Below are 22,446 nucleotides of genomic sequence, written 5' to 3'. Positions count from 1 at the left end.
TGGGAATTAAAAAACACATATTAGTAATACCGGGCGATGGTATTGGCTCCGAGGTAACGACTTGGGGTAAAGCGGTTTTAGAAAAAATTGGCCACGACTATGGCCACGAGTTTACGTTTGACGAGGCGCTGATGGGCCACGCAGGTATTGAGGCTACCGGTAGCCCGCTGCCTGATGAAACGCTTGAAAAAGCAAAGGCAAGTGATGCCATCTTGTTCGGCGCTATCGGCCATATCAAATATGATAATGATCCATCGGCGAAGGTTCGTCCGGAGCAGGGTTTATTAAAGATACGTAAGGAATTGGGCTTGTATGCCAACCTCCGCCCTATTATGCTGTTTGATGAACTTTTAGATGCATCAAGCCTGAAACCGGAGATACTGCGCGGTACTGACATTCTTTTCTTCCGCGAACTAACGGGTGACGTTTACTTCGGCGAGAAAAAACGCAGCGAAGACCGCAATACAGCTTCTGACCTTATGATCTATTCACGCTACGAAGTTGAGCGTATCGCCATCAAAGCATATGAAGCAGCACGTGTGCGCGGCAAACGTTTATGTTCTGTTGATAAAGCTAACGTTTTGGAAGCATCACGCCTGTGGCGCGAGGTAGTACAGGAAATTGCCAAACAATATCCTGATGTGGAAACCGAGCACATGTTCATCGATAACGCGGCAATGCAACTGGTTAAAAACCCTAAGAAGTTTGATGTGGTATTAACCGCCAATCTTTTTGGTGATATCCTAACTGATGAGGCATCGCAGATAGCAGGTTCTATGGGTATGCTGGCATCAGCTTCGGTTGGTGATGGCACTGGCTTCTTTGAGCCTATTCATGGTTCAGCGCATGATATTGCCGGTCAGGACAAGGCTAACCCGCTTGCCTCTATCCTATCGGTAGCCCTGATGCTGGAAATCAGCTTCGGCCTTAAAGAAGAAGCCAAAAAGATAACCGACGCTATCGACAAAACATTAAAAGATGGTTACCGCACCGGCGACATCGCCGATGCCCATACCGATAAAGCAAAAATATTAGGCACCAAAGCCATGGGGCAAAAAGTGCTGGAGTATTTGTAAAAGAGTCCATGGACTATAGACCATGGACCATGGACTAAACGAAGTTTATGAAGTGGAACGCTGAATTATATGATAACAAACATGCTTTCGTATTTCAATACGGCGAGAGTGTTTTGGAAATGCTTAACGTTAAACCCGGCGAGCATATCCTTGACCTGGGTTGTGGCACCGGACATTTAACCAATGAGATACAAAAATTGGGCGCGGTAGCAACCGGTATTGATTCATCGCCCGAGATGGTGAAGAAAGCACGTGAAACCTATGGTAATGTAGATTTCTTTGTGGCTGATGGGGCCGATTTTCATTTCGATGAAAAGTTTGATGCTGTGTTTTCAAACGCTACGCTTCACTGGATCCGCAATGCGGATGCTGTGATCAAAAGCGTTTATGATTCACTTAAGCCCGGCGGCCGCTTTGTAGCCGAAATGGGCGGCAAAGGCAACGTAGCTAAACTGATAGCAGCTACCAAACAAGTGCTCGTTAACCATGGCTATCATAAGCAGGCAAAGACCGAGGTCTGGTATTTCCCATCGTTAAGTGAATATACCAGCAGGTTGGAGGCACAAGGTTTCAGGGTTACGTTTGCGGCGCATTTTGATCGTAAAACACCACTGCAGGATGGCGACCAGGGAGTAGCTAAGTGGATAACCATGTTTGCGCCTTTGTACCTGGTTGGCATTCCCGAAGAAGAAAAGCAGCAAATGCTTACGGAAGTTACGGAACTACTTGAGCCGCATTACAATGAGAACGGCCAATGGTACGCAGATTACGTGCGATTAAGATTTACAGCTGTTAAAGAATAGCAAGTATATAGTATCAAGTAGCAAGACAAAATACATCTTGCATCTGATGCTAAACTTAGCTTTATTAAAATAGAATACATCGAGTCTTGATACTTGATACTAACTACTAATTACTAAAAGGAAAAATATGTTACACGATCCAAACCGCGTTTACGTTTTTGACACCACGCTTCGCGATGGCGAGCAGGTACCGGGTTGCCAGTTAACAACCCCGGAAAAGATAGAAATAGCCCGCGAGCTGGAAACGCTTGGCGTGGATATTATTGAGGCAGGTTTCCCGGTGTCAAGTCCGGGCGATTTCCAGAGTGTTGTAGAGATCTCTAAAGCGGTATCCGCCCCTACTGTTTGTGCGCTAACCCGTGCCAACAAAGGTGATATTGATGCCGCTATAGAAGCTCTTAAATACGCCAAACATCCGCGTATCCATACCGGGATTGGCTCATCAGACCAGCACATTAAACATAAATTCAACAGCACCCGCGAGGATATCCTGGAGCGTGCGGTTGAAGCCGTTAAATACGCCAAAAAGGCAGTAGAAGATATTGAGTTTTACGCCGAAGATGCAGGCCGTGCGGATGTGGTTTTCCTGGCGCAAATGGTTGAGGCTGTTATAGCCGCGGGTGCTACAGTGGTAAACATCCCCGATACCAATGGCTATTGCCTGCCCGACCAGTATGGCGCTAAGATCAAGTTCCTTAAAGAGAATGTGAAGAACATTGATAAAGCCATCATATCTGTTCATTGCCATAACGATTTGGGTTTGGCTACCGCTAACTCTATAGCCGGTTTACAGAACGGTGCCCGCCAGATTGAAGGCACCATTAACGGCATTGGCGAACGTGCAGGTAATACCTCCATTGAAGAGGTGGTAATGGTTTTAAAAACCCATGCCTCAATGGGCTTGTATACTAATATCAACGCCAAAAACTTCTATGAAATGAGCCGTATGGTAAGCAGCCAGATGCGTATGCCGGTACAGCCTAACAAGGCTATTGTAGGCGCAAACGCTTTCGCACACAGCTCAGGCATTCACCAGGACGGATTTTTGAAAAACCGCGAAAACTACGAGATCATTAAGCCTGAGGACGTTGGTTTCCCAAGCGCAAGTATTGTGCTTACGGCTCGCAGCGGCCGCCATGCCCTAAAATTCCACCTGGAAAGATTAGGCCATAAATTAGATAAAGACGAACTTTACGAAGTTTACCAGCGTTTTTTAACACTTGCTGATAGTAAACTGGACATAAATGATGAAGACCTGCAAGGCTTAATGGCAGCCAGGCTGGTAAAGAACTAAGTAATGGATACAGATACAGCAGTGCACCTGGATTTTGACGCGGCCTACGCAAGGCTGAAAGATGTGGTAAAACGTACGCCATTGGAGTACAACCAGCGCCTATCTGAAAAATACGAATGCAATATATACTTAAAGCGCGAAGACATGCAATTGGTGCGCTCGTACAAGTTAAGAGGCGCATACAACATGATAAGTCAGCTCACTGCAGATGAATTGAGCCGTGGCGTGGTTTGCGCCAGCGCGGGCAACCATGCACAGGGTGTGGCTTACTCCTGCAAAAAAATGGGCATTAAAGGCGTAATTTTTATGCCGGAGATTACCCCTAAACAAAAGGTTAACCAAACCGAGATGTTTGGTAATGGCAACGTAGAACTGGTTTTAACCGGTGATACTTTTGACGATTGCCTGCGTGAGGCTTTAGCATACACCGCCGAGCATGGCATGACCTTCATCCCTCCGTTTGATGATTACCGCACCATAGAAGGCCAAGGTACTGTAGGTATCGAAATATTGCAGGACCTGCCAACCCCCGAAGTAGCCATTATGCCTATTGGCGGTGGTGGTTTAGCTGCAGGAATGGGTACTTACCTGAAGCAAACCGTACCTGGTATCAAATTGATTGGTGTTGAGCCGGAAGGTGCACCATCTATGCTTACCTCTATCCAAAACGGGGAGAATACTACCCTTGGCGATATAGACAGGTTTGTTGATGGCGCGGCTGTTAAACGCGTGGGCGAAAAAACCTTTACTATCTGCCGGGAGATACTGGATGATATGCTTACCGTGCCTGAGGGTAAGGTTTGTACAACCATTTTAAGGCTTTATAATGAAGATGCCATTGTGGTTGAACCCGCCGGTGCCCTTTCTGTAACAGCGCTTGACGCGGTTAAAGACCAAATAAAAGGCAAGAACGTAGTTTGCATTATTAGCGGTGGCAATAATGATATTGACCGTATGGCCGAGATCAAGGAAAAATCATTGTTGTACGAAGGCCTTAAACACTACTTCATCGTTCGTTTCCCACAGCGCCCCGGTGCTTTAAAATTGTTTGTGACCGAAGTGTTAGGCCCCGGCGATGATATTACCCGTTTCGAGTTCATCAAAAAAACATCAAAAGAGAACGGCCCGGCCCTGGTAGGTATCGAACTAAAAAATGCCGGCGACTACCCTGCTCTGCTGCAACGTATGCAGGAAAACCGTTTCGATGTAATAGAGATCAACAAAGATGCTACACTGTTTGAGTATCTGGTCTGATAGCCAATTGATAGAATTAAAATAAGCTATAAAAAGCCGTTCAATTTATTGAGCGGCTTTTTTCTAATATCTTCATCGCCTCCTTAGCCGCTATCTGCCCCGAGATCAACGCGGGCGGCACACCCGGGCCGGGAACTGTTAGCTGGCCGGTATGCAGCAGGTTTTTCACGTGCTTTGCTTTCATGGCCGGTTTAAAAAAGGCGGTTTGTGCCAAAGTGTTCGCTAAACCGTAGGCATTACCTTTAAATGAGTGGTAATCGGCCTTAAAGTCATCAAGCGCATAACTGCGTTTTACAACAATACTATTTCTTATGCTTTGGCCGGTGATGCGCTCAAACCTATCTATTAACAAATCAAAATATTTCTCCCGAATAGCCTCATCGTCTTTCAGGTCAGGAGCTATAGGCATCAGGAAAAAGAGATTTTCGCCGCCTTCGGGCGCGCAGCCCGGGTCGGTTTTAGAGGAGCAGGAAACATAAAACAATGGCGCGCCTGGCCATTGTGGCTGTTTATATATCTCAGTTGCATGGCGGTCAAAATCCTCGTCAAAAAACAGATTATGGTGTTGTATACCGTCTACTCTTTTATTAGTGCCAATATAAAATAACAAACTTGATGGCGACATGGTACGGGTATCCCAATATTTTTCAGAATAATTACGTGCAGACTTAGGCAACAAATGCTGGTCGGTATGCTCATAATCAGCTCCAGAAATTACCATATCAGCCTCGTATGTGCCATTGCTGGTTTGTATACTGCTTACTTTTCCGTTAGCCACCTCCAGCCGGGTTACTTTGGTATTCAGCTTAATTTCTACACCCTGGCTTTCAGCAATGCTTACCATTGCTTTAACAATCTCATTCATGCCGCCCATTGGGTACCATGTACCGAGGGCCAGGTCGGCATAGTTCATCATGCTGTACATGGCCGGGGTATCTTTAGGCGTAGCGCCCAGGAACAATACTGGGAATTCCAGCATCTTTATCAGCCTTGGGCTTTTAAAGTATTTGCGTACGTGGCTACTCATGCTGGTTAGCAATTGCATGCTTAGGCTTTTACGTATCATTTGAAAATCTATAAATTCGGTAATGGAATGCGACGGGCGGAACACATAGTCGCTCATACTCACCTTATATTTATACTCGGCTTGCGCTAAAAATTCTTGTAAGCCCTTACTGCTGCCCGGCTCAATTGACTCAAACAGTTTTTCAAGTTGCTGCATATCGGCCGGCACATCCAGCATGTCATCCTTTCCATAATAAATACGGTACCCGGGGTCCAGCCGCTTTAATCTGTAAAAATCACTTGCTTGCTTGCCAAATAATGCGTAAAAATTGTCAAAAACATCGGGCATCCAGTACCAGCTTGGTCCCATATCAAAAGTAAAACCATCTTTTTCCCAGATACGTGCCCGTCCCCCTGGCTGATCGTTCTTTTCCAGTATAGTTACCTGATAACCTTCTTTCGCCAATACACATGCCGTTGCCAAACCGGCAAAGCCTGCGCCTATTACAACGATACGCTCTTTTTTATCCATTTTGCGCTCAATTTAAACAATTCCTTTTAAGTCGTTAAAAAACAATACAGTTTCCATTTTGTACATTTGGTTGATGAACCTATTTGACGCAACCTGTTTCGAATGCAGCAAAGTTATAACTAACAAGTATAGTACATCGTTTAGTGCAGGTATAAAAGCTTTTGATAAGCGTTTTCGTTACCCTGTTTACGCCATATACGGTTTTGTACGTTATGCCGATGAAATTGTGGACACCTTTTATGGCCACAACCAGCGTGAACTGATAGATGAGTTTCAGGAGGAAACCTTTAAAGCTATTGAACGCGGTATTAGTACCAATCCGGTACTGCAGTCATTTCAACAGGTAGTTAACCAGTATGGAGTTGACCGTGAACTGATAGAGGCCTTTTTACATTCCATGAGAATGGACCTGGACAAGACCCAATATAATGACGATGGCTACAAAACCTATATCTACGGCTCGGCAGAGGTAGTAGGTTTGATGTGCCTGCGGATATTCTGTGAAAATAACACCAATTTATACGACCGGCTGGTGCCTAAGGCACGCAGCCTGGGCTCGGCATTCCAGAAAATAAACTTTTTACGGGATATTAAGTCTGACTATGAAGATCGGGGGCGCACTTATTTTCCTGAGGTAGATTTTAATAATTTTACTGAAGATGATAAAAAGCAGATAGAGATTGATATTAAAAAAGATTTCGATGATGCGCTGCAAGGTATTAAACTGCTCCCCAAAGGAAGCCGCCTGGGCGTATACATTGCTTATGTGTATTACCTGCAGCTGTTTAAAAAAATAAGAGCTACCCCGGCAAGTACCATAGTTGATAAACGTATACGGGTTTCTGACACGCAGAAACTGGGTTTGTACATGAAAGCAGTGGTACACCGTAAACTCAATTATATTTAACACACCATGACTGTAGTTTTAAATACACACCGGAAATTATGGTTTACCGCATTAATGGCTTTAATAGCTTTGCTTTTTACCACATCGGCATTTAAAGCTGATGACACTAACGAACCTAACCTGCACCGCATTCGTAAATTGTTGGTAACTGCCCTCGAGAGTAAAAAAACTACTGATTCTTTATACTCACATTTATCAGGAATAAAAGACCGGTCGGCATTGCTTACTGCTTACATGGGCACGCTTGAAGCATTAAAGGCTAAACACGCCTGGAACCCTTATTACAAGATCAAGTATTTGAACGATAGCGAAAAAACATTTAAAGGCGCGGTAAGCGCCGATCCGCATAATATTGAGATACGTTTTATGCGCTTTTCTATCGAGCATAATGTCCCTAAATTTTTAGGCATCAATAAAAACCTAATTGCCGACAGAGAAGAAATGATCAAACAGATAGATCGGAAATACTACTCATCGGCAGATAAAGCCTTAGTGAAAACCATTATTACTTTCCTGCTGGAATCTAAGCGCTGCACGCCTACGGAGAATGAAAACCTTAAAGAACACTTAGCCGCATTGTAGTGAAGCAGTACACCTACCTGATCATTAATATACTCACTATCTTTTTCCCTGTTGTACTATCTTTTGATAAAAGGGTGGCCTTTGCCAAAACGTGGAAGTTTATTTGGCCGGGCATGGCCATTACCGGCATCATCTTTTTGTTTTGGGATGTACTGTTTACTATTTATGGCGTATGGTCTTTTAATGATCAATACATCATAGGCTTACGCTTTTTTGGCTTGCCGTTGGAGGAAATACTTTTCTTCCTGACCGTGCCCTTCGCCTGTATATTTATTTACGCTTGCTTAAATTACTATGTAAAATGGCAACTGCCGCGAAATATAGCTAAAGGTATTTCTGTTATACTGATGGTTGTATCTTTGGTATTGCTTGCTATCTATCATGACAGATTATACACAGCGGTAACCTTTGCGTTACTCCCACTGGTTTTGTTGTTTACTTTTAAAAAAGAATGGCTGCCCAAATTTTACATGGCTTTTATAGTTTCTTTATTGCCATTCTATATTGTAAATGGTTTGCTCACCTCCATACCGGTGGTGTTGTATAACAACGCGCAAAATATGGCTATCAGGGTAACTACCATACCTTTTGAAGATCATTTCTATAGCATGGCCCTGTTGATGATGAATATCGCGTTTTATGATTATTATAAAAATCGTAAGCCATTAGCCGCATGACCGATCTGCCTGTTTTTACACGATCACAACTGGCACTGCGTAACGGGCAGGACAAACCACAGATATGGGTGGCCTACAAGGGCATCATCTATGATGTTACCGAAAGCCGGTTGTGGCGTAATGGCAAACATTACGAACACTGGGCAGGCCAGGACCTTACCGAAGAACTGGCTGACGCGCCACATACTGCCGTCGTTTTCGAAAAGTTTGTGGCTGTAGGGAAATTAGGTTAATAATAAACAAAAGAGGCCCGTTTTGCAACGGGCCTCTTTCTATATATATATATATTGAGTTTAGTATCTAATTATTCATTCTCCGCGTAAACTGGTTTGGCTACACCGTTATCGTAGGCTTTTAAATTCTTTTTAAGCAATTTACGAGCTACGTGAATACGGGTTTTAACGGTACCGATAGGGATATCCAAATGATCGGCGATCTCGTGATACTTATGTCCTTCAAAATACATAGTGAAAGGTACATAATAATCTGATGGTAAACGGTCTAAAGCGCGTTTGATATCATCCATCACAAATTTTGCCTCGCCTTGGTTCTTTGTTGAACTAAATACCAGGTTTGGTGAAGATATTTCATCGCTTTTGGTTACAAAAGTGCTCATCTTAACAAAACGGCGATAGTTGTTGATAAAAGTGTTTTTCATGATGGTATACAACCAACCTTTCAAATTAGTGCCTTCCTTAAATTTATTATAGTAAGTAATGGCTTTCAACATTGTATCCTGAACAAGGTCGTTTGCATCGTCGGCGTCATGAGTAAAGTGTAAGGCATATGACCTTAATGAACTTGCTTGACGTAATACCAGGGTGTTAAACTCAATCTTTGTCATTCTGTTAATGTTTTGTATTACTATTTATACAAACACGATACCATGAATGAAAAGTTGATGAAATTACTTAGCTATATACGGCTTATTATTAAGCTTAGGTAAACTGCAAACTGACTCAGTCACATAGATTAAAACACTGTTTAAAAGGAACTTACACTATTCTGACAATTATTGCTTAGTTGAGATTTCCAGTTAGGCACATAGGAAAGAGACGCTGATATTAAGTTTTTGTAAACCGCTGCTAACTGCACAGAATAGAATACACTACCTAATCATCGTATGATATTTACTTCACGTTGTAGTGAAACGCCAAATTTATCATACACACTGTCTATAATTTGCGACGAAAAGTTGTAGATCTCTTCACCTGTAGCGCCACCGTGGTTCACCAATACCAAAGCCTGGTTCTTCCAGGTACCGGTATGCCCTACCTGTTTTCCTTTCCAGCCGCATTGCTCAATTAACCACCCTGCGGCCAATTTTACCATACCGTCTCCTGCCGGGTAGTTTACCACGTCAGGATGTTTTTGTTGTATGGCCTCAAATTCTTGTTGGGATATCACCGGATTTTTAAAGAAACTGCCTGCATTTCCTATGATAGATGGATCCGGCAGTTTAGATACGCGTATGTGCGATACCACTTGCGATACATCTTTAATAGTCGGCTTTTCTATATTCCGGTTAGCCAGTTCCTGCTCAATGGCACCATATTTTAAATTTAGGTGAGGGGTGAGTGATAATTTAAACTTTACCAGGGTGATGATAAACTGCCCGGCAAGTTCCGCCTTAAACACGCTTTCGCGATAGCCAAATTTACAATCATCTTTGGTAAACGTATGGAATTGCCCGGTAGCTATTTCAAAAGCATGGCAGCTTTCAAACACATCTTTTAGGTCCACACCGTAAGCACCGATATTTTGTACAGGTGATGCACCTACCGATCCGGGTATAAGGCTCAGGTTTTCCATACCGGCGAAATCGCGTGCTACACAGTAATTGACCAAGTCGTTCCAAACCTCGCCGGCACCTGCCTCAACATGTACATCATCATGGCTGATGCGATGTTCAATACCGCGGATGTTCAGGCGGATAACCAACCCGTCGAAATCCTTCACCAAAAGCATATTGCTGCCGCCGCCTAATACCAGGCGCTGCACCTGGTGCCATTGTGGGTCGGCAAAAAGCTCCACCAGGTCTGCCTCATGGTTGATCTCCGCGAAGTAGCGGGCGTTTACATCAATACCAAAAGTGTTAAAGTTTTTAAGGGATACGTTTTCCTGTATTTGCAGCATGCGGGCGAATTTCGGGAAAATTATTAGAAGTTGTTTTATTAGATTCGGGCTTGCTTATTATTAAAATACTTTAATGATTTCATTTAACAGGATCAGGGTTATTGATCATAATATCGTTATCGATAAGAAAAATATATTTTCAAAACGTTCAGCAAATATAAAAGGAGTCATTGAACTGAAAGAGACGATTCCAATTATCAACGTTTTTGAAGGTAAGGAGATCATACGCTCATACGTTATCGAACCTTTATCTTCAAACTACGACCTTAAAGGACAGTTTTTACATTTTTCAATTTCAGTCCAGGAAAATGATGCAGTTATGATTGATGGAATTATATCAAATAGAAATGATTCCCATTTAGATTGGACTGATGAAAACTATGAAGCGGTAAGATTTCAACCTTTTTTTCTTAAATCTTCAGAATATCAAAACAAGCAACTTATTGGCAAAGGCTTGTTTGAAAGAGGATTACATTATCCCGGTACCATAACACCGGGGGGTGTTAGAAATATCTGCATTTGCGATTTCTGTAAAAAGAGTTTTACTCTACAACACATTCATTCCGGATTTTCAGAGGTACAATATTTCTACTCATCAAATAGTCAACGTACCCTATTAGTCAAATACGGCGAAATAGAAAACATACCTGTTCAATTACAAGAGTTGATTGATGAACAATCTTTACAAGAGGTGGAAGCTAAATTGTCCGGTTTTTCAAATGAAGGTTATAGGTATTATAACTCCCTTAATTGCCCACATTGCGCTAAACCATTTATTAATTTTGAGGAAAATAAACATATTAGGCCTGGAGAATACTATGCTAATAAGTTTATAAACAAAGAATTTTTGCACTATACTAAGTAATGCTTACTTCACAATTACTTAAACCACTTCCTACTCGCGACCAGCAACCCAAACTCTTCCGAAGGGTTTTTCTCTGTTGATTTATGGTGTATCTTATGTGCTCTGCGGATGCCTAACAGGTAGCGGTTATTGCTTTTAAAAGCTTTAAAACGGTTGTGGATAAACCAATCGTGAAAAATGAAATAAATGATGCCGTAGGCACTGATACCTACTCCTATCCAAAAGCGGTAATCTAAACTGATATGCCCGGCCCACATCAGCCATAAGGCCAGTGCCGCAAAGCCAATGCTGAAAAGGTCGTTCAATTCAAACCAACCGTGGCGCTGCTGGTGATGCGTTTTATGGATAAACCAAAGCGGCCCATGGAACAGGTATTTGTGCATAGCCCATGATAATAATTCCATTACGGCTATGGTTAATAATAAGATACCGATGTTAAGTAATACCATTTAATTTTTAGCCAATGCTGGCCTTAAAACGTTTTCAATTTCGGCCATGGCTGCATAATTATTACCATCATAACCTGTTTTGTTGAATATAAGTTTGCCTTGTTTATTAAAAACAACAACAGTAGGATAGCCACTGAAACCAAATATATTATCAGCACATTTTGCAGGGTCGTTAGTTTCTGTCCAATGCACGGCTTCACCTTCTATTTGAACTTTAGCGTTACAACCGGGTGAAAAATACACCGGCAAACTAAAGTGGTCAAGCGTACTAAAATACTCATATTGGTCGGTATACTTTTTTAGCAATGGGTCTTTAGCAATAAACCTCTTTACAATATCCCTGTCTGTACGGCTGATAGTAATAAAGCAAAAATTCTTGTTGCCCTTGTATTTAGCGTAAAGATCATGCAGCATTTTCATTTCTATAAAACATGGAGGGCAAGGGATGAACCAATTGTCTATAAACAGCACTTTACCTTTAGCCAGTTCTTTAAGTTTTACCACCTTACCGTTTATATCAAGTAACTCAATATCGGGCGCAGAATCCAGGGGAGCTTTTTTGGTGCCATAAATCTGTGCATTAACCGCTAAAGGCCTATTAAGTATAAACATCAGAATAATAGCGCTGAGCTTTTTCATGAAAGATAATTATATCTGATATAAAGTTATAGAAAAACAGGAAGCTATAATAATGTAATACACCCGAACATGAGCTGTCCGATTCCGAACAATCAAGTGCTAATTTTATATATTAAAATAATTGATAAACAGACAATTAATATATTGGCACAAGCTTTATCATATATTAAACAATATCGCTTACAGCTATGCTCAAAAACTATTTTAAGATTGCCTGGCGCAATTTATGGAAAAACAAGGTATTTTCCTTTATCAACATTGTTGGCCTTGCTACCGGTATGTGCGGCGCCATTTTGATATTCACCTGGGTACAAAATGAGTTGAGTTTTGACCGTTTCCATAAAAATGCAGATAATCTGTACAAGATTTGGAACCGTTCATACAAAGATGCAAGCGGTAACATTTACACCTGGGATATCACCTCGGCTCCCATAGCAACCGAGCTTAAACAGAAATACCCGGAAGTAAAAGCTGCGGCAAGGGTTTACTGGCCGAACGACCGCTTGTTTAATTACAAGGATAAAAGCATTGTAGCCACAGGCCTTGATGTTGATCCGGAGTTTTTAAGCATGTTCAGTTTCCCGATGGTATACGGGAGCAAGCAGGCCCTTAATGATCAGAAAAGCATTGTTTTAACTTCAAGCCTGGCTAAGCGAATATTTGGCGATGAAGACCCTACAGATAAAATGCTGCGGATAAACGATAAAGACAATTACAAGGTAACGGGCGTAGTTAAAGATCCCCCGGCAAATACACAGTTCCAGTTTGATTACCTGGTATCTGTTATTCCGTTAATAGGTACTTCGGAATCCAACAACTGGGGTAACGCCAGCTTTAACACCTATGTACAACTGCAGCCGGGGACCAATGTAGAAGCTTTTGATAAAAAGATAAACGGCATGCTTACCCAGCATGATCCCAATCTTAAATTCGGCATATTCTTACACCCATCCAAAAAATGGCACCTTAACTCAAGGTTTGAAAATGGTGTCGCTGTTGGCGGGGCTATCGAAACCGTGCGGCTATTATTAGGCATAGCTGTATTGATATTATTGATCGCCTGCATCAATTTCATGAACCTTACCACAGCCCAAAGCGAAAAGCGTGGTAAAGAAGTGGGCGTACGCAAGGTGATCGGTGCGGGCAGGTTATCAATCATCAAACAGTTCTTAACAGAATCCATATTGGTTACGGCCATTGCCGGACTGATAGGAATTTCTTTAGTGCAATTGGCATTACCTTACTTTCAGGAATTAACAGGTACCAAGATCTTTATTAATTATAGCGACCCATATTTGTGGCTGGCGGGCTTAGCGTTTATATTATTAACCGGTTTACTTGCGGGCAGTTATCCGGCCTTTTACTTATCGTCTTTCAGGCCGGTTAAAGTGCTTAAGGGGTTGTTTAAAACCCAGACACAAGTCATTAATCCGCGTAAGTTTTTAGTGGTTACACAATTCACGGTGGCTATTGTCTTAATTATCGCAACTGTTATCATTTATCAGCAAATCAATTATGTTCAAAGTAGAAATACGGGCTATGTGCGAAACAACCTGATAGAGCATCCGATAAACGGAACGATAAATAAGAATTTTGAAGCTTTAAAAAACGACCTGATCAATAGTGGCACTGCTGTAGCCGTAAGCAAAACAAGTATGCCGGTAACGCTTGATGCCAGTTCGGGCTCGGGATTTAATTGGGGCGACATGGACCCCGGTCACAAAAACCTGAGCTTTAGCAGGTTTGGCACCACAGGTGACTTTGTTAAAACTTTTGGCTTTAAACTGGTTGCCGGGCGCGATATCGACTTTAATAAATATCCATCAGATTCAAGCGCGGTAATGATGAACGAAGCGGCCTTAAAGGTAATGGGCTTAAAAGACCCGATAGGGCAAACTATATTAAGCGGTACAAACAAATTAACCATTGTGGGCGTAGTGAAAGATTTCATTATCGGCTCCCCATCACAAGCCATTAACCCTATGCTGGTTTTTGGTACAAAAAACTGGTCAAACTCTTTAACCTTTAGGCTCAATCCGCATAAGCCGGTATCGGCGAGCCTTAAACAAGCGGAAGCGATATTTAAAAAGTACAATCCGGCATATCCGTTCCAGTATCATTTTGTAGACCAGGCCTATGCTGAAAAATTTAAGAGCGAAGAACGCACCGGTAAAATTGCCTTCACATTCTCCTGCTTAACCATCATCATATCGTGCTTGGGTTTGTTTGGCCTTGCCGCCTACATGGCCGAAAGCCGGGCCAAAGAAATAGGCATCCGTAAAGTATTGGGCGCAGGAGTAGCCAACTTGATGCAGTTGCTAACGCGTGATTTTGTGGCACTTGTGTTGGTATCCGTGATTATTGCCGCGCCAATCGGCTGGTGGTTTATGAACAAATGGCTGCAGGATTTTAATTACCGCATTCAGATCAGCTGGACAATCTTCCTATATTCCGGATTGGCAGCTGTTATTATAGCAGTGATAACCGTGAGTTACCAGGCTGCAAAAGCAGCGTTGGCAAATCCGATAAAAAGCATTAAGACAGAATAGGATAATTTTGTTGGAATGTTGTAAGGTTGAAAAGTTGGAATGTTAACTTGTTCAGTTATTTCTTCTTTTTATCACCTTCAAACTTCTTTAAGTAATCTATCAAAGATTTTGTTTTAGAAGAGAACTCTATGCTTTTGGCATAGAGTTCTTGGTATATTTGGTCATCAAGTTTTCCTGCTTTGTTGAGGATAACTAACTTATTTCTAAACTCCCCTGACGAACCTTTGGCGTAAGCCAAATATCGTATGAAGTCCGGATTGTTGTTGTATTCAAAACCTTCAGCAATGGTATCAGACATCGAGCAAGCAGCTCGTCTCATCTGGTCTTTCATGCTCCAGTCTGACTTTAATGGTTCGGTATCGCAGAGCAAATAAACATCAACAGCAATAGAAACGGCTATCTTCCAGATATCGAGATCTTCAAATCTATTGAATTTGCTCAAAGCATTTTAACATTACAACCTTTCAACATTAAAACCTTCCAACAATACTAAATATGTATAGCGCGATTTTCTGTGGCTGCTAAGCAAGCTTCGCGCATGGCTTCGGTATAAGTTGGGTGGGCATGGCTTGCACGGGTCACGTCCTCTGCAGAGGCGCGGAACTCCATAGCAATAACCGCTTCGGCGATCATATCCGCAGCACGGGGACCAATCATGTGTACACCTAAGATCTCATCGGTAGTAGCATCAGCCAATACTTTTACAAAACCGTCAAGGTCGCCGCTTGCACGCGCACGGCCACTGGCTTTGAATGGGAATGAGCCTACTTTATATTTTGTACCCGCTTCTTTCAATTGCTCTTCGGTGAAGCCCACCGCAGCAACCTCCGGCCAGGTGTAAACTACACCCGGTATAAGGTTATAATTGATGTGTGGTTTTTGTCCGGCTATAATCTCGGCAACAAAAGTACCTTCATCTTCCGCCTTGTGAGCAAGCATAGCGCCTTTAATAACATCACCAATGGCGTAAACACCTTTAACACTGGTTTCCAGATGCTCGTTAACCGGTATCTTACGGCCACGTTCTTCAACGGTGATGCCAATTTTATCTAAGCCTAAACTATCAGTGTAAGCCACACGACCAACGGCTACCATGCAGTAGTCGCCCCTAAGCTCTTGTTTTTCACCTTTGGCGTTATCAAACGTAACAGTCACTTCTTTGCCTTTAACGGTAGCACCTGTTACCTTGTGGTTAAGGTAAAAGTCCATGCCCAGTTTTTTAAGCACCTTTTGCAGCTCGCGGCCAAGTGCTTTGTCCATTGTTGGGATAATGCCATCCATAAACTCAATTACAGACACCTTCGCACCCAGGCGGGCATATACAGATCCCAACTCCAAACCAATAACCCCCCCGCCAATTAAGATCAGGTGTTTTGGTACTTCGGTAAGCTTTAATGCTTCGGTTGAAGTGATAATGCGTTTCTTATCTATCTTCAGGAACGGCAGGCTCGATGGTTTTGAACCAGTCGCAATAATTACATTCTTGCCGGTAATTTCTGTAGCTGTCCCATCAGCTTTGGTAACTGTAATCGTGTTTTTATCTTTAAAAGAACCTACACCCTGGTGTACATCTATCTTGTTCTTCTTCATCAGGAAAGAGATACCGCTGGTATTGGCATCAACCACTTCCTGTTTGCGTTTGATCATCTGGCCGAAATCAATACCCAGGTTATCCAGTTTAATACCATGCGCTGCAAAGGCATGTGCAGCATTGTGGTAATGCTCAGAAGAATCAAGCAGGGCTTTTGATGGGATACAGCCCACATTAAGGCAGGTACCGCCAAGCGTATTATATTTTTCGACTATTGCGGTTTTTAACCCCAATTGGGCACAGCGTATGGCAGCCACATAACCACCAGGACCAGACCCTACAACGATAACATCATATTGCATAGTAGTATAATTTGGAGGTCAAAGTTACGCAATGTTTATAGCCTTATAAATAGCTATTTAATTAAAATGTGAAGAGGACATGTCTCCACGTAAATATACTGTAAACAATCTTTAGTATATTCACAAATGAAACAATGTTGCTTTTGTAACATCCTTGCAACTTTGTAGCTAATTATCAATATACTTAGTAAATTACGCCCGTTAAACTATTACTGACCCACATCATGAAAAAACTCTCCGCATTATTACTGCTCATAGCGGTTGCCTGCAACCCGCTGTTTGCCCAAAGCAGTTACGTAAAAGAGCACTACACTAAAAAGGACGTCTATATCACCATGCGCGATGGCGTTAAACTTTTCACTTCCATCTACACGCCTAACGATGCCGCTAAGGATAAAAAGTATCCTATTATTATGCAGCGCACCTGTTATAGCGTAGCGCCCTACGGCGAAACCAAATATCCTAACCAGGTTGGCCCGTCGAAATACATGATGCAGGAAGGTTATATCTTTGTTTACCAGGACGTGCGAGGCCGCTACAAAAGCGAAGGCACCTGGACCAACATGACTCCGGTTATCGATAACAAGAAAACCAAGAAAGATGTTGACGAAGGTTCTGATACTTACGATACCATCGATTGGTTGATCAAGAACGTGCCCAACAACAATGGTAAAGTTGGCCAGTGGGGCATTAGCTACCCGGGCTTTTACACGGCAGCGGGTATCCTGAGCAATCACCCTGCGCTGAAAGCCTCATCGCCGCAGGCACCTATTTCCGATTTCTTCTTTGATGATTTTCACCACAACGGTGCTTTCATAGAAGGTTACTTCTTTACTTTCCCGGTATTCGGTGTACAAAAAACCGATACAACTTCAAAAGCATGGTACCAGAACACTATGTTCAATCCGGGCACTCGTGATGGCTATCAGTTCCTGTTAGATCTTGGTCCGCTAAGCAATGCAGACAAGTACTACAAAGACAACTTCTTTTGGCAGGAAACCGTTAACCACCCTAACTATGATGAGTTTTGGCAAAAACGCGGCTTGCTAAAACACTACAATAAAGTAAAACCTGCCGTGATGCTTGTAGGTGGCTGGTTTGATGCAGAGGACTTAACAGGCCCGTTGGCTATTTATAAAACTATTGAGAAGAAAGACCCTAACGCGTACAACACTATCGTAATGGGCCCTTTTGGTCACGGCCGCTGGTCGCGCGAGACTGGGCACACCATGCATAGTAATGTATACTTTGGCGATAGCATAGCAACTTTCTATCAGAAAGAAATGGAGCAGAAATTCTTTCACCATTTCCTGAAAGAGAACGGAGACAAAAATTCCGGCCTGCCTGAGGCTTATATGTTCAACACCGGTAAAAATGAGTGGCGCAAGTTTGATAAATGGCCTTCGCCAGATGCCAGTCATATTAAATTCTATCTGAATAACGATGGCAAGCTCACTGAAACCGCTCAAAACGGTGGCGCAGGGACCAGCTTTGTAAGCGATCCGCTAAAACCGGTGCCTTACACCGAGGACAATACCACTACTATGGGCTTTACACCGCACAATTACATGAGCGAGGACCAGCGCTTTGCCGGTCGCCGTACGGATGTGCTGGTTTTCCAAACCGATGTTTTAACAGATGATGTGACCCTTGGCGGCGAGATCATGGCTAACCTTAAAGTAGCTACTACGGGTACCGATGCCGATTGGATAGTAAAACTGATCGACGTTTATCCTCCTGATGAGCCGAATAACCCATACATGCCAAACAAGAATATTATCCTGAGCAATTACTGGCAAATGGTGCGTTCGCAGATCATGCCGGCCCGTTTCCGCAATAGTTTTGAAAAACCTGAGGCAATGGTGCCAAATCAAAAAACTGCTGTTAACTTCCACCTGAATGATGTGCTGCACACCTTTAAAAAGGGTCACCGCATTATGATACAGGTACAAAGTACATCTTTCCCGCTGTATGCTCGCAATCCGCAAAAATTTGTAGAAAACCCATACAAAGCCGCGGCAAGCGACTATCAGAAAGCTACGCACACTGTGTTTAATGATAGTTTTATTGATGTGCAGGTGTTGAAGTAGTATAGACATTGACTACAACTTGTCATTGCGAGCATTAGCGCGGCAATCTCAAAGGACAAGCATATTTAATTAGCCTGTGAGATTGCCACGTCTCCCGATATACATCGGGACCTCGCAATGACATAGTTATATAATTATTACCATGAAAATTAGAAACTCAATATACGTCGGCATTTTGTTTGCCGGTTTGCTTTCATCAAATGCTCATGCCCAGCTCGGCGTAGCTAAAGAAACATTTACCCGTGCAGATACCCTGCGTGGCTCGCTTACTACTCCACTGCGTACTTGTTACGATATTAACTACTACCACCTGGATGTGAAGTTTGATATCGATAATAAATTTATCAGTGGTAATGTACTTTTTAAATACACTGCTACGCAGGATTTTAACAAACTGCAATTCGATCTGTTCTCTAATCTTAAGGTAGAGAAAGTGATTTATAAGGGCAAAGAGGTACCCTACACCCGCGAGTACAACGCGGTATTTGTAACCTTCCCGCAGACCATTAAAAGCGGTAGTAAGGAGCAGTTTACCGTATATTACTCCGGTAACCCAACCATAGCCAAACGCGCGCCGTGGGACGGCGGTGTAGAATATAATGTAGATTCGCTTGGGCACAAATGGGTATCAACCGCCTGCCAGGGTATGGGGGCAAGCGTTTGGTGGCCAACTAAAGACCAACAAGCCGACGAGGTTGATAGCGCCCTCATTAGCATTAGCGTACCCAATGGCTTAAAGGATGTTAGCAACGGCCGCCTGCGTAAGGTTACTAAACTAAAGGATGGCTATACCCGTTTCGACTGGTTTGTGGCCAACCCTATTAACAATTATGATATTGAAGCCAACATTGGCGATTACGCGCATTACACCGATACATACATGGGCGAAAAAGGTAAACTCACCATGGATTTTTGGCCATTAAGTTATAACCTGGAGAAAGCCAAAAAGCATTGGGGCGCAAACGCTAAACCCATGCTAAAAGCTTTTGAACATTGGTTTGGCCCCTACCCTTTTTATGAGGATGGTTACAAGCTGGTAGAAACGCATCACCTGGGTATGGAGCACCAAAGCGGTACTGCTTATGGCAACTATTACCAAAACGGCTATCTTGGCCGCGACCTGTCTGGCACTGGTTGGGGATTAAAATGGGATTTTATTGTGGTACACGAGAGCGGGCACGAGTGGTTTGGCAACAACATTACCTCAAAAGACCTGGCCGATATGTGGATACACGAAAGCTTTACTAATTACAGCGAATCGTTATTTGTTGAGGATAACTGGGGTAAGCAGGCCGGGCAGGAATATGTGCATGGCACCCGCCTGGGCATACAAAACGATGGACCTATAGTTGGCCCTTATAACGTAAATAAGGAAGGCTCAGGAGATATGTATCCGAAGGGTGGCAACATGCTTAATATGATCCGCACTATAATCAACGATGATGAAAAATGGCGGGGAATATTGCGTGGTTTAAATAAAACCTTTTATCACCAAACCGTTACCTACAATGATGTAGTGAACTACATTAACGAACAAAGCGGCATGAACCTTTCGCCTGTATTTGAGCAATACCTTAAACATACTGTGATCCCTACCCTGGAGTTTGATACCATTAATGGCAAACTGATGTGCAGGTGGATAGCTGATGTACATGGCTTTAACATACCGGTTAAGGTGCGGGTAAAAGGCGGCGAATATCAGTTTATTAAACCAGGTAACCGCTTCACGCCGGTAAACATTGCAGGTGCCACAAAAGATAACATTGAGGTAGACCAATTTAATTATTACATAGGCGTACTTATAGATTAATCTCATCCTTCATTACAATCAATAGCAAGGCAATCCCGATATATAGACTTATCTGTATATCGAGGGTTGCCTTGCCGTTTTACGTCTCTTGTCGGCGAATGCATAATGCATATGTCATATGCCTAATCCAAACCGTGGTAAACGCCAATATTTATTTTCTCTTTTGTGCAACTTTTTTGTTGCAAAAGCATCTAATAGACTAAACACTAAAGAGATGAAGAAACTAAAAACCTTATTACTGGCAGCTTTACTGATGGCCGGCGCTGTCATCGCCAAGGCCGAAGTACAGGACAGACATTTATCCGGCTTTAACGCTGTAAATGCTTCCGGTTCATATGACATATACATTACCCAGGGCTCAACCGAATCTGTTAAGGTAGATGCTCCCGCAGATATGATCAGCAATATTATCACCGAGGTAAAGGGAGGTGTACTTAAAATACATCCTAAAAGCAATAATTACTATTGGAACAACGATAAAAAGGTAACCATTTATGTAACTCTCATTAATGTGAACGAAGTAAATGTGGGTGGTTCGGGAAATGTATATTTTAAGAACGGCTTGAAGGCGCCATCATTAAAATTAGGTGTTGGTGGTTCAGGTGATATACAAGGTAAAATAGAAGTGAAAGAATTAATGAGCAGTGTAATGGGTTCGGGTGATATCAATATTGCCGGCCGCGCTGATGTCGCGAGCATATCCGTTTCAGGCTCCGGCGATTTCAACGCGCAAGACCTTGCAACCGGCTCAACCAAAATAAGGGTTTCCGGCTCGGCAAGCGCACGCGTAAATGTGAATGATAACCTTGATGCGGCAGTTACCGGTAGTGGTGATATTCATTACACCGGCACAGTAAAAAACATATCTTCCCACCAATCTGGAAGTGGCAGTATCAGCCGTATGTAAGCATCGGGTTATCCTAAAATAATAAAGGCCTTGAAATATTCAAGGCCTTTATTATTTGATATCGCTGTAGCTTATTAAGCTAATTGTTTGCTCAATTTATCGGCAAGTACTGATTTTGGCACTGCGCCAATTTGCTTGTCAACAATTTCGCCACCTTTAAAGTATAATAAGGCAGGGATATTGCGGATGCCATACTTCATTGAAATGCCGGGGTTGTTATCTACGTTAACTTTACCTACTACGGCTTTGCCTTCGTAGTCTTTAGCTAATTCTTCAACAACAGGGCCAACCATTCTACACGGACCGCACCACTCTGCCCAAAAGTCAATTAACACCGGTTTATCTGATTTAAGGACAAGTTCCTCGAAGTTCGCATCAGTTATTTCTAAAGCCATGATTTCTGTTTTTTAAATAATGTTATACAAATATATACTAATCAAAACACTTGCCACAACACCCGACCTGACAATGTGACAATAAGATTATCAACAACTACAAACCTGACAATGGCTTTGTTTTATAGGTAGCCGAAAGGGTTACTTTTTGTGTGGATAAGTGCTATTCAACAACCTCGCTTATCTGAATGATCGGCGTAATATTGGTGTAATGGGGTATATCTCCCCTTATTTCTTTGGCATGGATTTTCATACCGTCCCTAAATGCCTCTACGTTCTCAAAATACAGGTATCCTACAGCCAGATATGGTATTGGCGCATCAGTCGCACCGGCTGCCAAACCTTTATCAATTGCAGTGCCCTTTAACGTATTACCAAACAACCGCCTTAACATAGGAAAATGTTTGGTAGTGTAGTAGTTCATGTCAAACTTCTTCCCTTCGCCGTTAGGGTAAAGTATAGTTACTTTGATCATTCCTTTTTTGGCGGATTGAGCTTCAGCATGCTTTGTCTGGATCATACATAAAAACGCCACAGCGGCGATGAGAATAAATAATCTTGATTTCATGATATGGATAATTGG

22 protein-coding genes are annotated in these 22,446 nt (G+C 42.6%); 13 read left to right on the top strand and 9 right to left on the bottom strand.

Annotated elements, in window-relative coordinates:
- The first annotated feature begins 5 nt into the window (after positions 1–5).
- The 4 genes from leuB to ilvA all read left to right on the top strand — a co-directional run bounded on the left by leuB (position 6) and on the right by ilvA (position 4,427).
- A complete protein-coding gene (gene leuB / locus CKK33_RS08055; RefSeq protein WP_095705790.1) occupies positions 6–1,076 on the top strand; it encodes a 3-isopropylmalate dehydrogenase in 1,071 nt (356 codons plus the stop codon).
- Between the two features lie 47 nt (positions 1,077–1,123).
- The gene (locus CKK33_RS08050; protein WP_095703609.1) at positions 1,124–1,879 is read left to right on the top strand and encodes a class I SAM-dependent methyltransferase; all 756 of its coding nucleotides are present in this window, start codon (positions 1,124–1,126) and stop codon (positions 1,877–1,879) included.
- Positions 1,880–2,006: 127 nt separating this feature from the next.
- Positions 2,007–3,173 (top strand): 2-isopropylmalate synthase, encoded by a 1,167-nt coding sequence (locus CKK33_RS08045; RefSeq protein WP_095703608.1) that lies wholly within the window; start codon positions 2,007–2,009, stop codon positions 3,171–3,173.
- 3 nt (positions 3,174–3,176) lie between these two features.
- On the top strand, positions 3,177–4,427 hold the full coding sequence (ilvA, locus tag CKK33_RS08040) for a threonine ammonia-lyase IlvA (RefSeq protein ID WP_095703607.1): 1,251 nt from the start codon (positions 3,177–3,179) through the stop codon (positions 4,425–4,427).
- A gap of 40 nt (positions 4,428–4,467) precedes the next feature.
- On the opposite strand, the gene CKK33_RS08035 is transcribed toward ilvA, so the two are convergent.
- The gene (locus tag CKK33_RS08035) at positions 4,468–5,964 is read right to left on the bottom strand and encodes an NAD(P)/FAD-dependent oxidoreductase (protein ID WP_095703606.1); all 1,497 of its coding nucleotides are present in this window, start codon (positions 5,962–5,964) and stop codon (positions 4,468–4,470) included.
- Between the two features lie 73 nt (positions 5,965–6,037).
- Between CKK33_RS08035 and CKK33_RS08030 the strand changes: the two genes are divergently transcribed.
- From CKK33_RS08030 to CKK33_RS08015, 4 genes are read left to right on the top strand one after another with little or no spacing between them, the layout of a single operon-like run.
- On the top strand, positions 6,038–6,871 hold the full coding sequence (locus CKK33_RS08030) for a phytoene/squalene synthase family protein (protein WP_095703605.1): 834 nt from the start codon (positions 6,038–6,040) through the stop codon (positions 6,869–6,871).
- 6 nt (positions 6,872–6,877) lie between these two features.
- Complete coding sequence (locus CKK33_RS08025; protein WP_095703604.1) at positions 6,878–7,453, top strand: hypothetical protein; 576 nt, start codon at positions 6,878–6,880, stop codon at positions 7,451–7,453.
- Positions 7,453–8,130, top strand: a complete 678-nt coding sequence (locus CKK33_RS08020; protein ID WP_233138165.1) for a lycopene cyclase domain-containing protein — start codon at positions 7,453–7,455, stop codon at positions 8,128–8,130. The genes CKK33_RS08025 and CKK33_RS08020 overlap by 1 nt, the downstream gene beginning before the upstream one ends.
- On the top strand, positions 8,127–8,363 hold the full coding sequence (locus CKK33_RS08015) for a cytochrome b5 domain-containing protein (RefSeq protein ID WP_095703602.1): 237 nt from the start codon (positions 8,127–8,129) through the stop codon (positions 8,361–8,363). The genes CKK33_RS08020 and CKK33_RS08015 overlap by 4 nt, the downstream gene beginning before the upstream one ends.
- A 71-nt stretch (positions 8,364–8,434) precedes the next feature.
- Here CKK33_RS08015 and CKK33_RS08010 read toward each other — a convergent pair whose 3' ends face one another.
- Positions 8,435–8,974: an RNA polymerase sigma factor gene (locus CKK33_RS08010; protein WP_095703601.1), complete on the bottom strand. Its 540-nt coding sequence runs from the start codon at positions 8,972–8,974 to the stop codon at positions 8,435–8,437.
- A 272-nt stretch (positions 8,975–9,246) separates the two neighbouring features.
- Positions 9,247–10,266 (bottom strand): UDP-N-acetylmuramate dehydrogenase, encoded by a 1,020-nt coding sequence (gene murB, locus CKK33_RS08005; protein WP_095703600.1) that lies wholly within the window; start codon positions 10,264–10,266, stop codon positions 9,247–9,249.
- 73 nt (positions 10,267–10,339) lie between these two features.
- Between murB and CKK33_RS08000 the strand changes: the two genes are divergently transcribed.
- Positions 10,340–11,131, top strand: coding sequence for a hypothetical protein (locus tag CKK33_RS08000; RefSeq protein WP_095703599.1), 792 nt, complete (start codon positions 10,340–10,342; stop codon positions 11,129–11,131).
- A 14-nt stretch (positions 11,132–11,145) separates the two neighbouring features.
- On the opposite strand, the gene CKK33_RS07995 is transcribed toward CKK33_RS08000, so the two are convergent.
- Entirely contained in the window at positions 11,146–11,580 is a 435-nt protein-coding gene (locus tag CKK33_RS07995; RefSeq protein WP_095703598.1) for a sterol desaturase family protein, read from the bottom strand.
- Positions 11,581–12,219 carry a TlpA disulfide reductase family protein gene (locus tag CKK33_RS07990; RefSeq protein ID WP_095703597.1) on the bottom strand — a complete coding sequence of 213 codons (639 nt, stop codon included), beginning with the start codon at positions 12,217–12,219 and terminating at the stop codon, positions 11,581–11,583.
- A 188-nt stretch (positions 12,220–12,407) separates the two neighbouring features.
- On the opposite strand from CKK33_RS07990, the gene CKK33_RS07985 reads away from it, so the two are divergent.
- A complete protein-coding gene (locus CKK33_RS07985) occupies positions 12,408–14,768 on the top strand; it encodes an ABC transporter permease (RefSeq protein WP_095703596.1) in 2,361 nt (786 codons plus the stop codon).
- A gap of 55 nt (positions 14,769–14,823) precedes the next feature.
- Here CKK33_RS07985 and CKK33_RS07980 read toward each other — a convergent pair whose 3' ends face one another.
- Together CKK33_RS07980 and lpdA are read right to left on the bottom strand one after the other, a co-directional pair.
- Entirely contained in the window at positions 14,824–15,210 is a 387-nt protein-coding gene (locus CKK33_RS07980; protein WP_095703595.1) for a four helix bundle protein, read from the bottom strand.
- A 47-nt stretch (positions 15,211–15,257) separates the two neighbouring features.
- Positions 15,258–16,661 (bottom strand): dihydrolipoyl dehydrogenase, encoded by a 1,404-nt coding sequence (gene lpdA, locus CKK33_RS07975; protein ID WP_095703594.1) that lies wholly within the window; start codon positions 16,659–16,661, stop codon positions 15,258–15,260.
- A 224-nt stretch (positions 16,662–16,885) separates the two neighbouring features.
- On the opposite strand from lpdA, the gene CKK33_RS07970 reads away from it, so the two are divergent.
- The 3 genes from CKK33_RS07970 (at position 16,886) to CKK33_RS07960 (ending at position 21,468) form a co-directional block, all read left to right on the top strand.
- Complete coding sequence (locus tag CKK33_RS07970) at positions 16,886–18,751, top strand: CocE/NonD family hydrolase (protein WP_095703593.1); 1,866 nt, start codon at positions 16,886–16,888, stop codon at positions 18,749–18,751.
- Positions 18,752–18,893: 142 nt separating this feature from the next.
- Positions 18,894–20,561: a M1 family metallopeptidase gene (locus CKK33_RS07965; protein ID WP_095703592.1), complete on the top strand. Its 1,668-nt coding sequence runs from the start codon at positions 18,894–18,896 to the stop codon at positions 20,559–20,561.
- 214 nt (positions 20,562–20,775) lie between these two features.
- Complete coding sequence (locus CKK33_RS07960; protein ID WP_095703591.1) at positions 20,776–21,468, top strand: head GIN domain-containing protein; 693 nt, start codon at positions 20,776–20,778, stop codon at positions 21,466–21,468.
- A 74-nt stretch (positions 21,469–21,542) separates the two neighbouring features.
- On the opposite strand, the gene trxA is transcribed toward CKK33_RS07960, so the two are convergent.
- Entirely contained in the window at positions 21,543–21,863 is a 321-nt protein-coding gene (gene trxA, locus CKK33_RS07955) for a thioredoxin (RefSeq protein WP_095703590.1), read from the bottom strand.
- Positions 21,864–22,026: 163 nt separating this feature from the next.
- Positions 22,027–22,431, bottom strand: a complete 405-nt coding sequence (locus tag CKK33_RS07950; RefSeq protein ID WP_095703589.1) for an EthD family reductase — start codon at positions 22,429–22,431, stop codon at positions 22,027–22,029.
- Positions 22,432–22,446: the final 15 nt, after the last annotated feature.

It is taken from the genome of Mucilaginibacter sp. MD40, from assembly GCF_002288635.1.
Lineage (GTDB): Bacteria > Bacteroidota > Bacteroidia > Sphingobacteriales > Sphingobacteriaceae > Mucilaginibacter.
This window is presented reverse-complemented; position numbering and strand designations above follow the sequence as displayed.

Coding starts and splice junctions, on each gene's coding strand:
- CKK33_RS08045 (WP_095703608.1), top strand. CDS start 2,007: ATGTTACACGATCCAAACCGCGTTTACGTTTTTGACACCACGCTTCGC.
- CKK33_RS07965 (WP_095703592.1), top strand. CDS start 18,894: ATGAAAATTAGAAACTCAATATACGTCGGCATTTTGTTTGCCGGTTTG.
- CKK33_RS07995 (WP_095703598.1), bottom strand. CDS start 11,580: ATGGTATTACTTAACATCGGTATCTTATTATTAACCATAGCCGTAATG.
- CKK33_RS07970 (WP_095703593.1), top strand. CDS start 16,886: ATGAAAAAACTCTCCGCATTATTACTGCTCATAGCGGTTGCCTGCAAC.
- CKK33_RS07960 (WP_095703591.1), top strand. CDS start 20,776: ATGAAGAAACTAAAAACCTTATTACTGGCAGCTTTACTGATGGCCGGC.
- CKK33_RS08025 (WP_095703604.1), top strand. CDS start 6,878: ATGACTGTAGTTTTAAATACACACCGGAAATTATGGTTTACCGCATTA.
- CKK33_RS08015 (WP_095703602.1), top strand. CDS start 8,127: ATGACCGATCTGCCTGTTTTTACACGATCACAACTGGCACTGCGTAAC.
- trxA (WP_095703590.1), bottom strand. CDS start 21,863: ATGGCTTTAGAAATAACTGATGCGAACTTCGAGGAACTTGTCCTTAAA.
- CKK33_RS07950 (WP_095703589.1), bottom strand. CDS start 22,431: ATGAAATCAAGATTATTTATTCTCATCGCCGCTGTGGCGTTTTTATGT.
- murB (WP_095703600.1), bottom strand. CDS start 10,266: ATGCTGCAAATACAGGAAAACGTATCCCTTAAAAACTTTAACACTTTT.
- CKK33_RS07990 (WP_095703597.1), bottom strand. CDS start 12,219: ATGAAAAAGCTCAGCGCTATTATTCTGATGTTTATACTTAATAGGCCT.
- CKK33_RS08030 (WP_095703605.1), top strand. CDS start 6,038: ATGAACCTATTTGACGCAACCTGTTTCGAATGCAGCAAAGTTATAACT.
- CKK33_RS08035 (WP_095703606.1), bottom strand. CDS start 5,964: ATGGATAAAAAAGAGCGTATCGTTGTAATAGGCGCAGGCTTTGCCGGT.
- CKK33_RS08010 (WP_095703601.1), bottom strand. CDS start 8,974: ATGACAAAGATTGAGTTTAACACCCTGGTATTACGTCAAGCAAGTTCA.
- lpdA (WP_095703594.1), bottom strand. CDS start 16,661: ATGCAATATGATGTTATCGTTGTAGGGTCTGGTCCTGGTGGTTATGTG.
- CKK33_RS07985 (WP_095703596.1), top strand. CDS start 12,408: ATGCTCAAAAACTATTTTAAGATTGCCTGGCGCAATTTATGGAAAAAC.
- ilvA (WP_095703607.1), top strand. CDS start 3,177: ATGGATACAGATACAGCAGTGCACCTGGATTTTGACGCGGCCTACGCA.
- CKK33_RS08050 (WP_095703609.1), top strand. CDS start 1,124: ATGAAGTGGAACGCTGAATTATATGATAACAAACATGCTTTCGTATTT.
- CKK33_RS08000 (WP_095703599.1), top strand. CDS start 10,340: ATGATTTCATTTAACAGGATCAGGGTTATTGATCATAATATCGTTATC.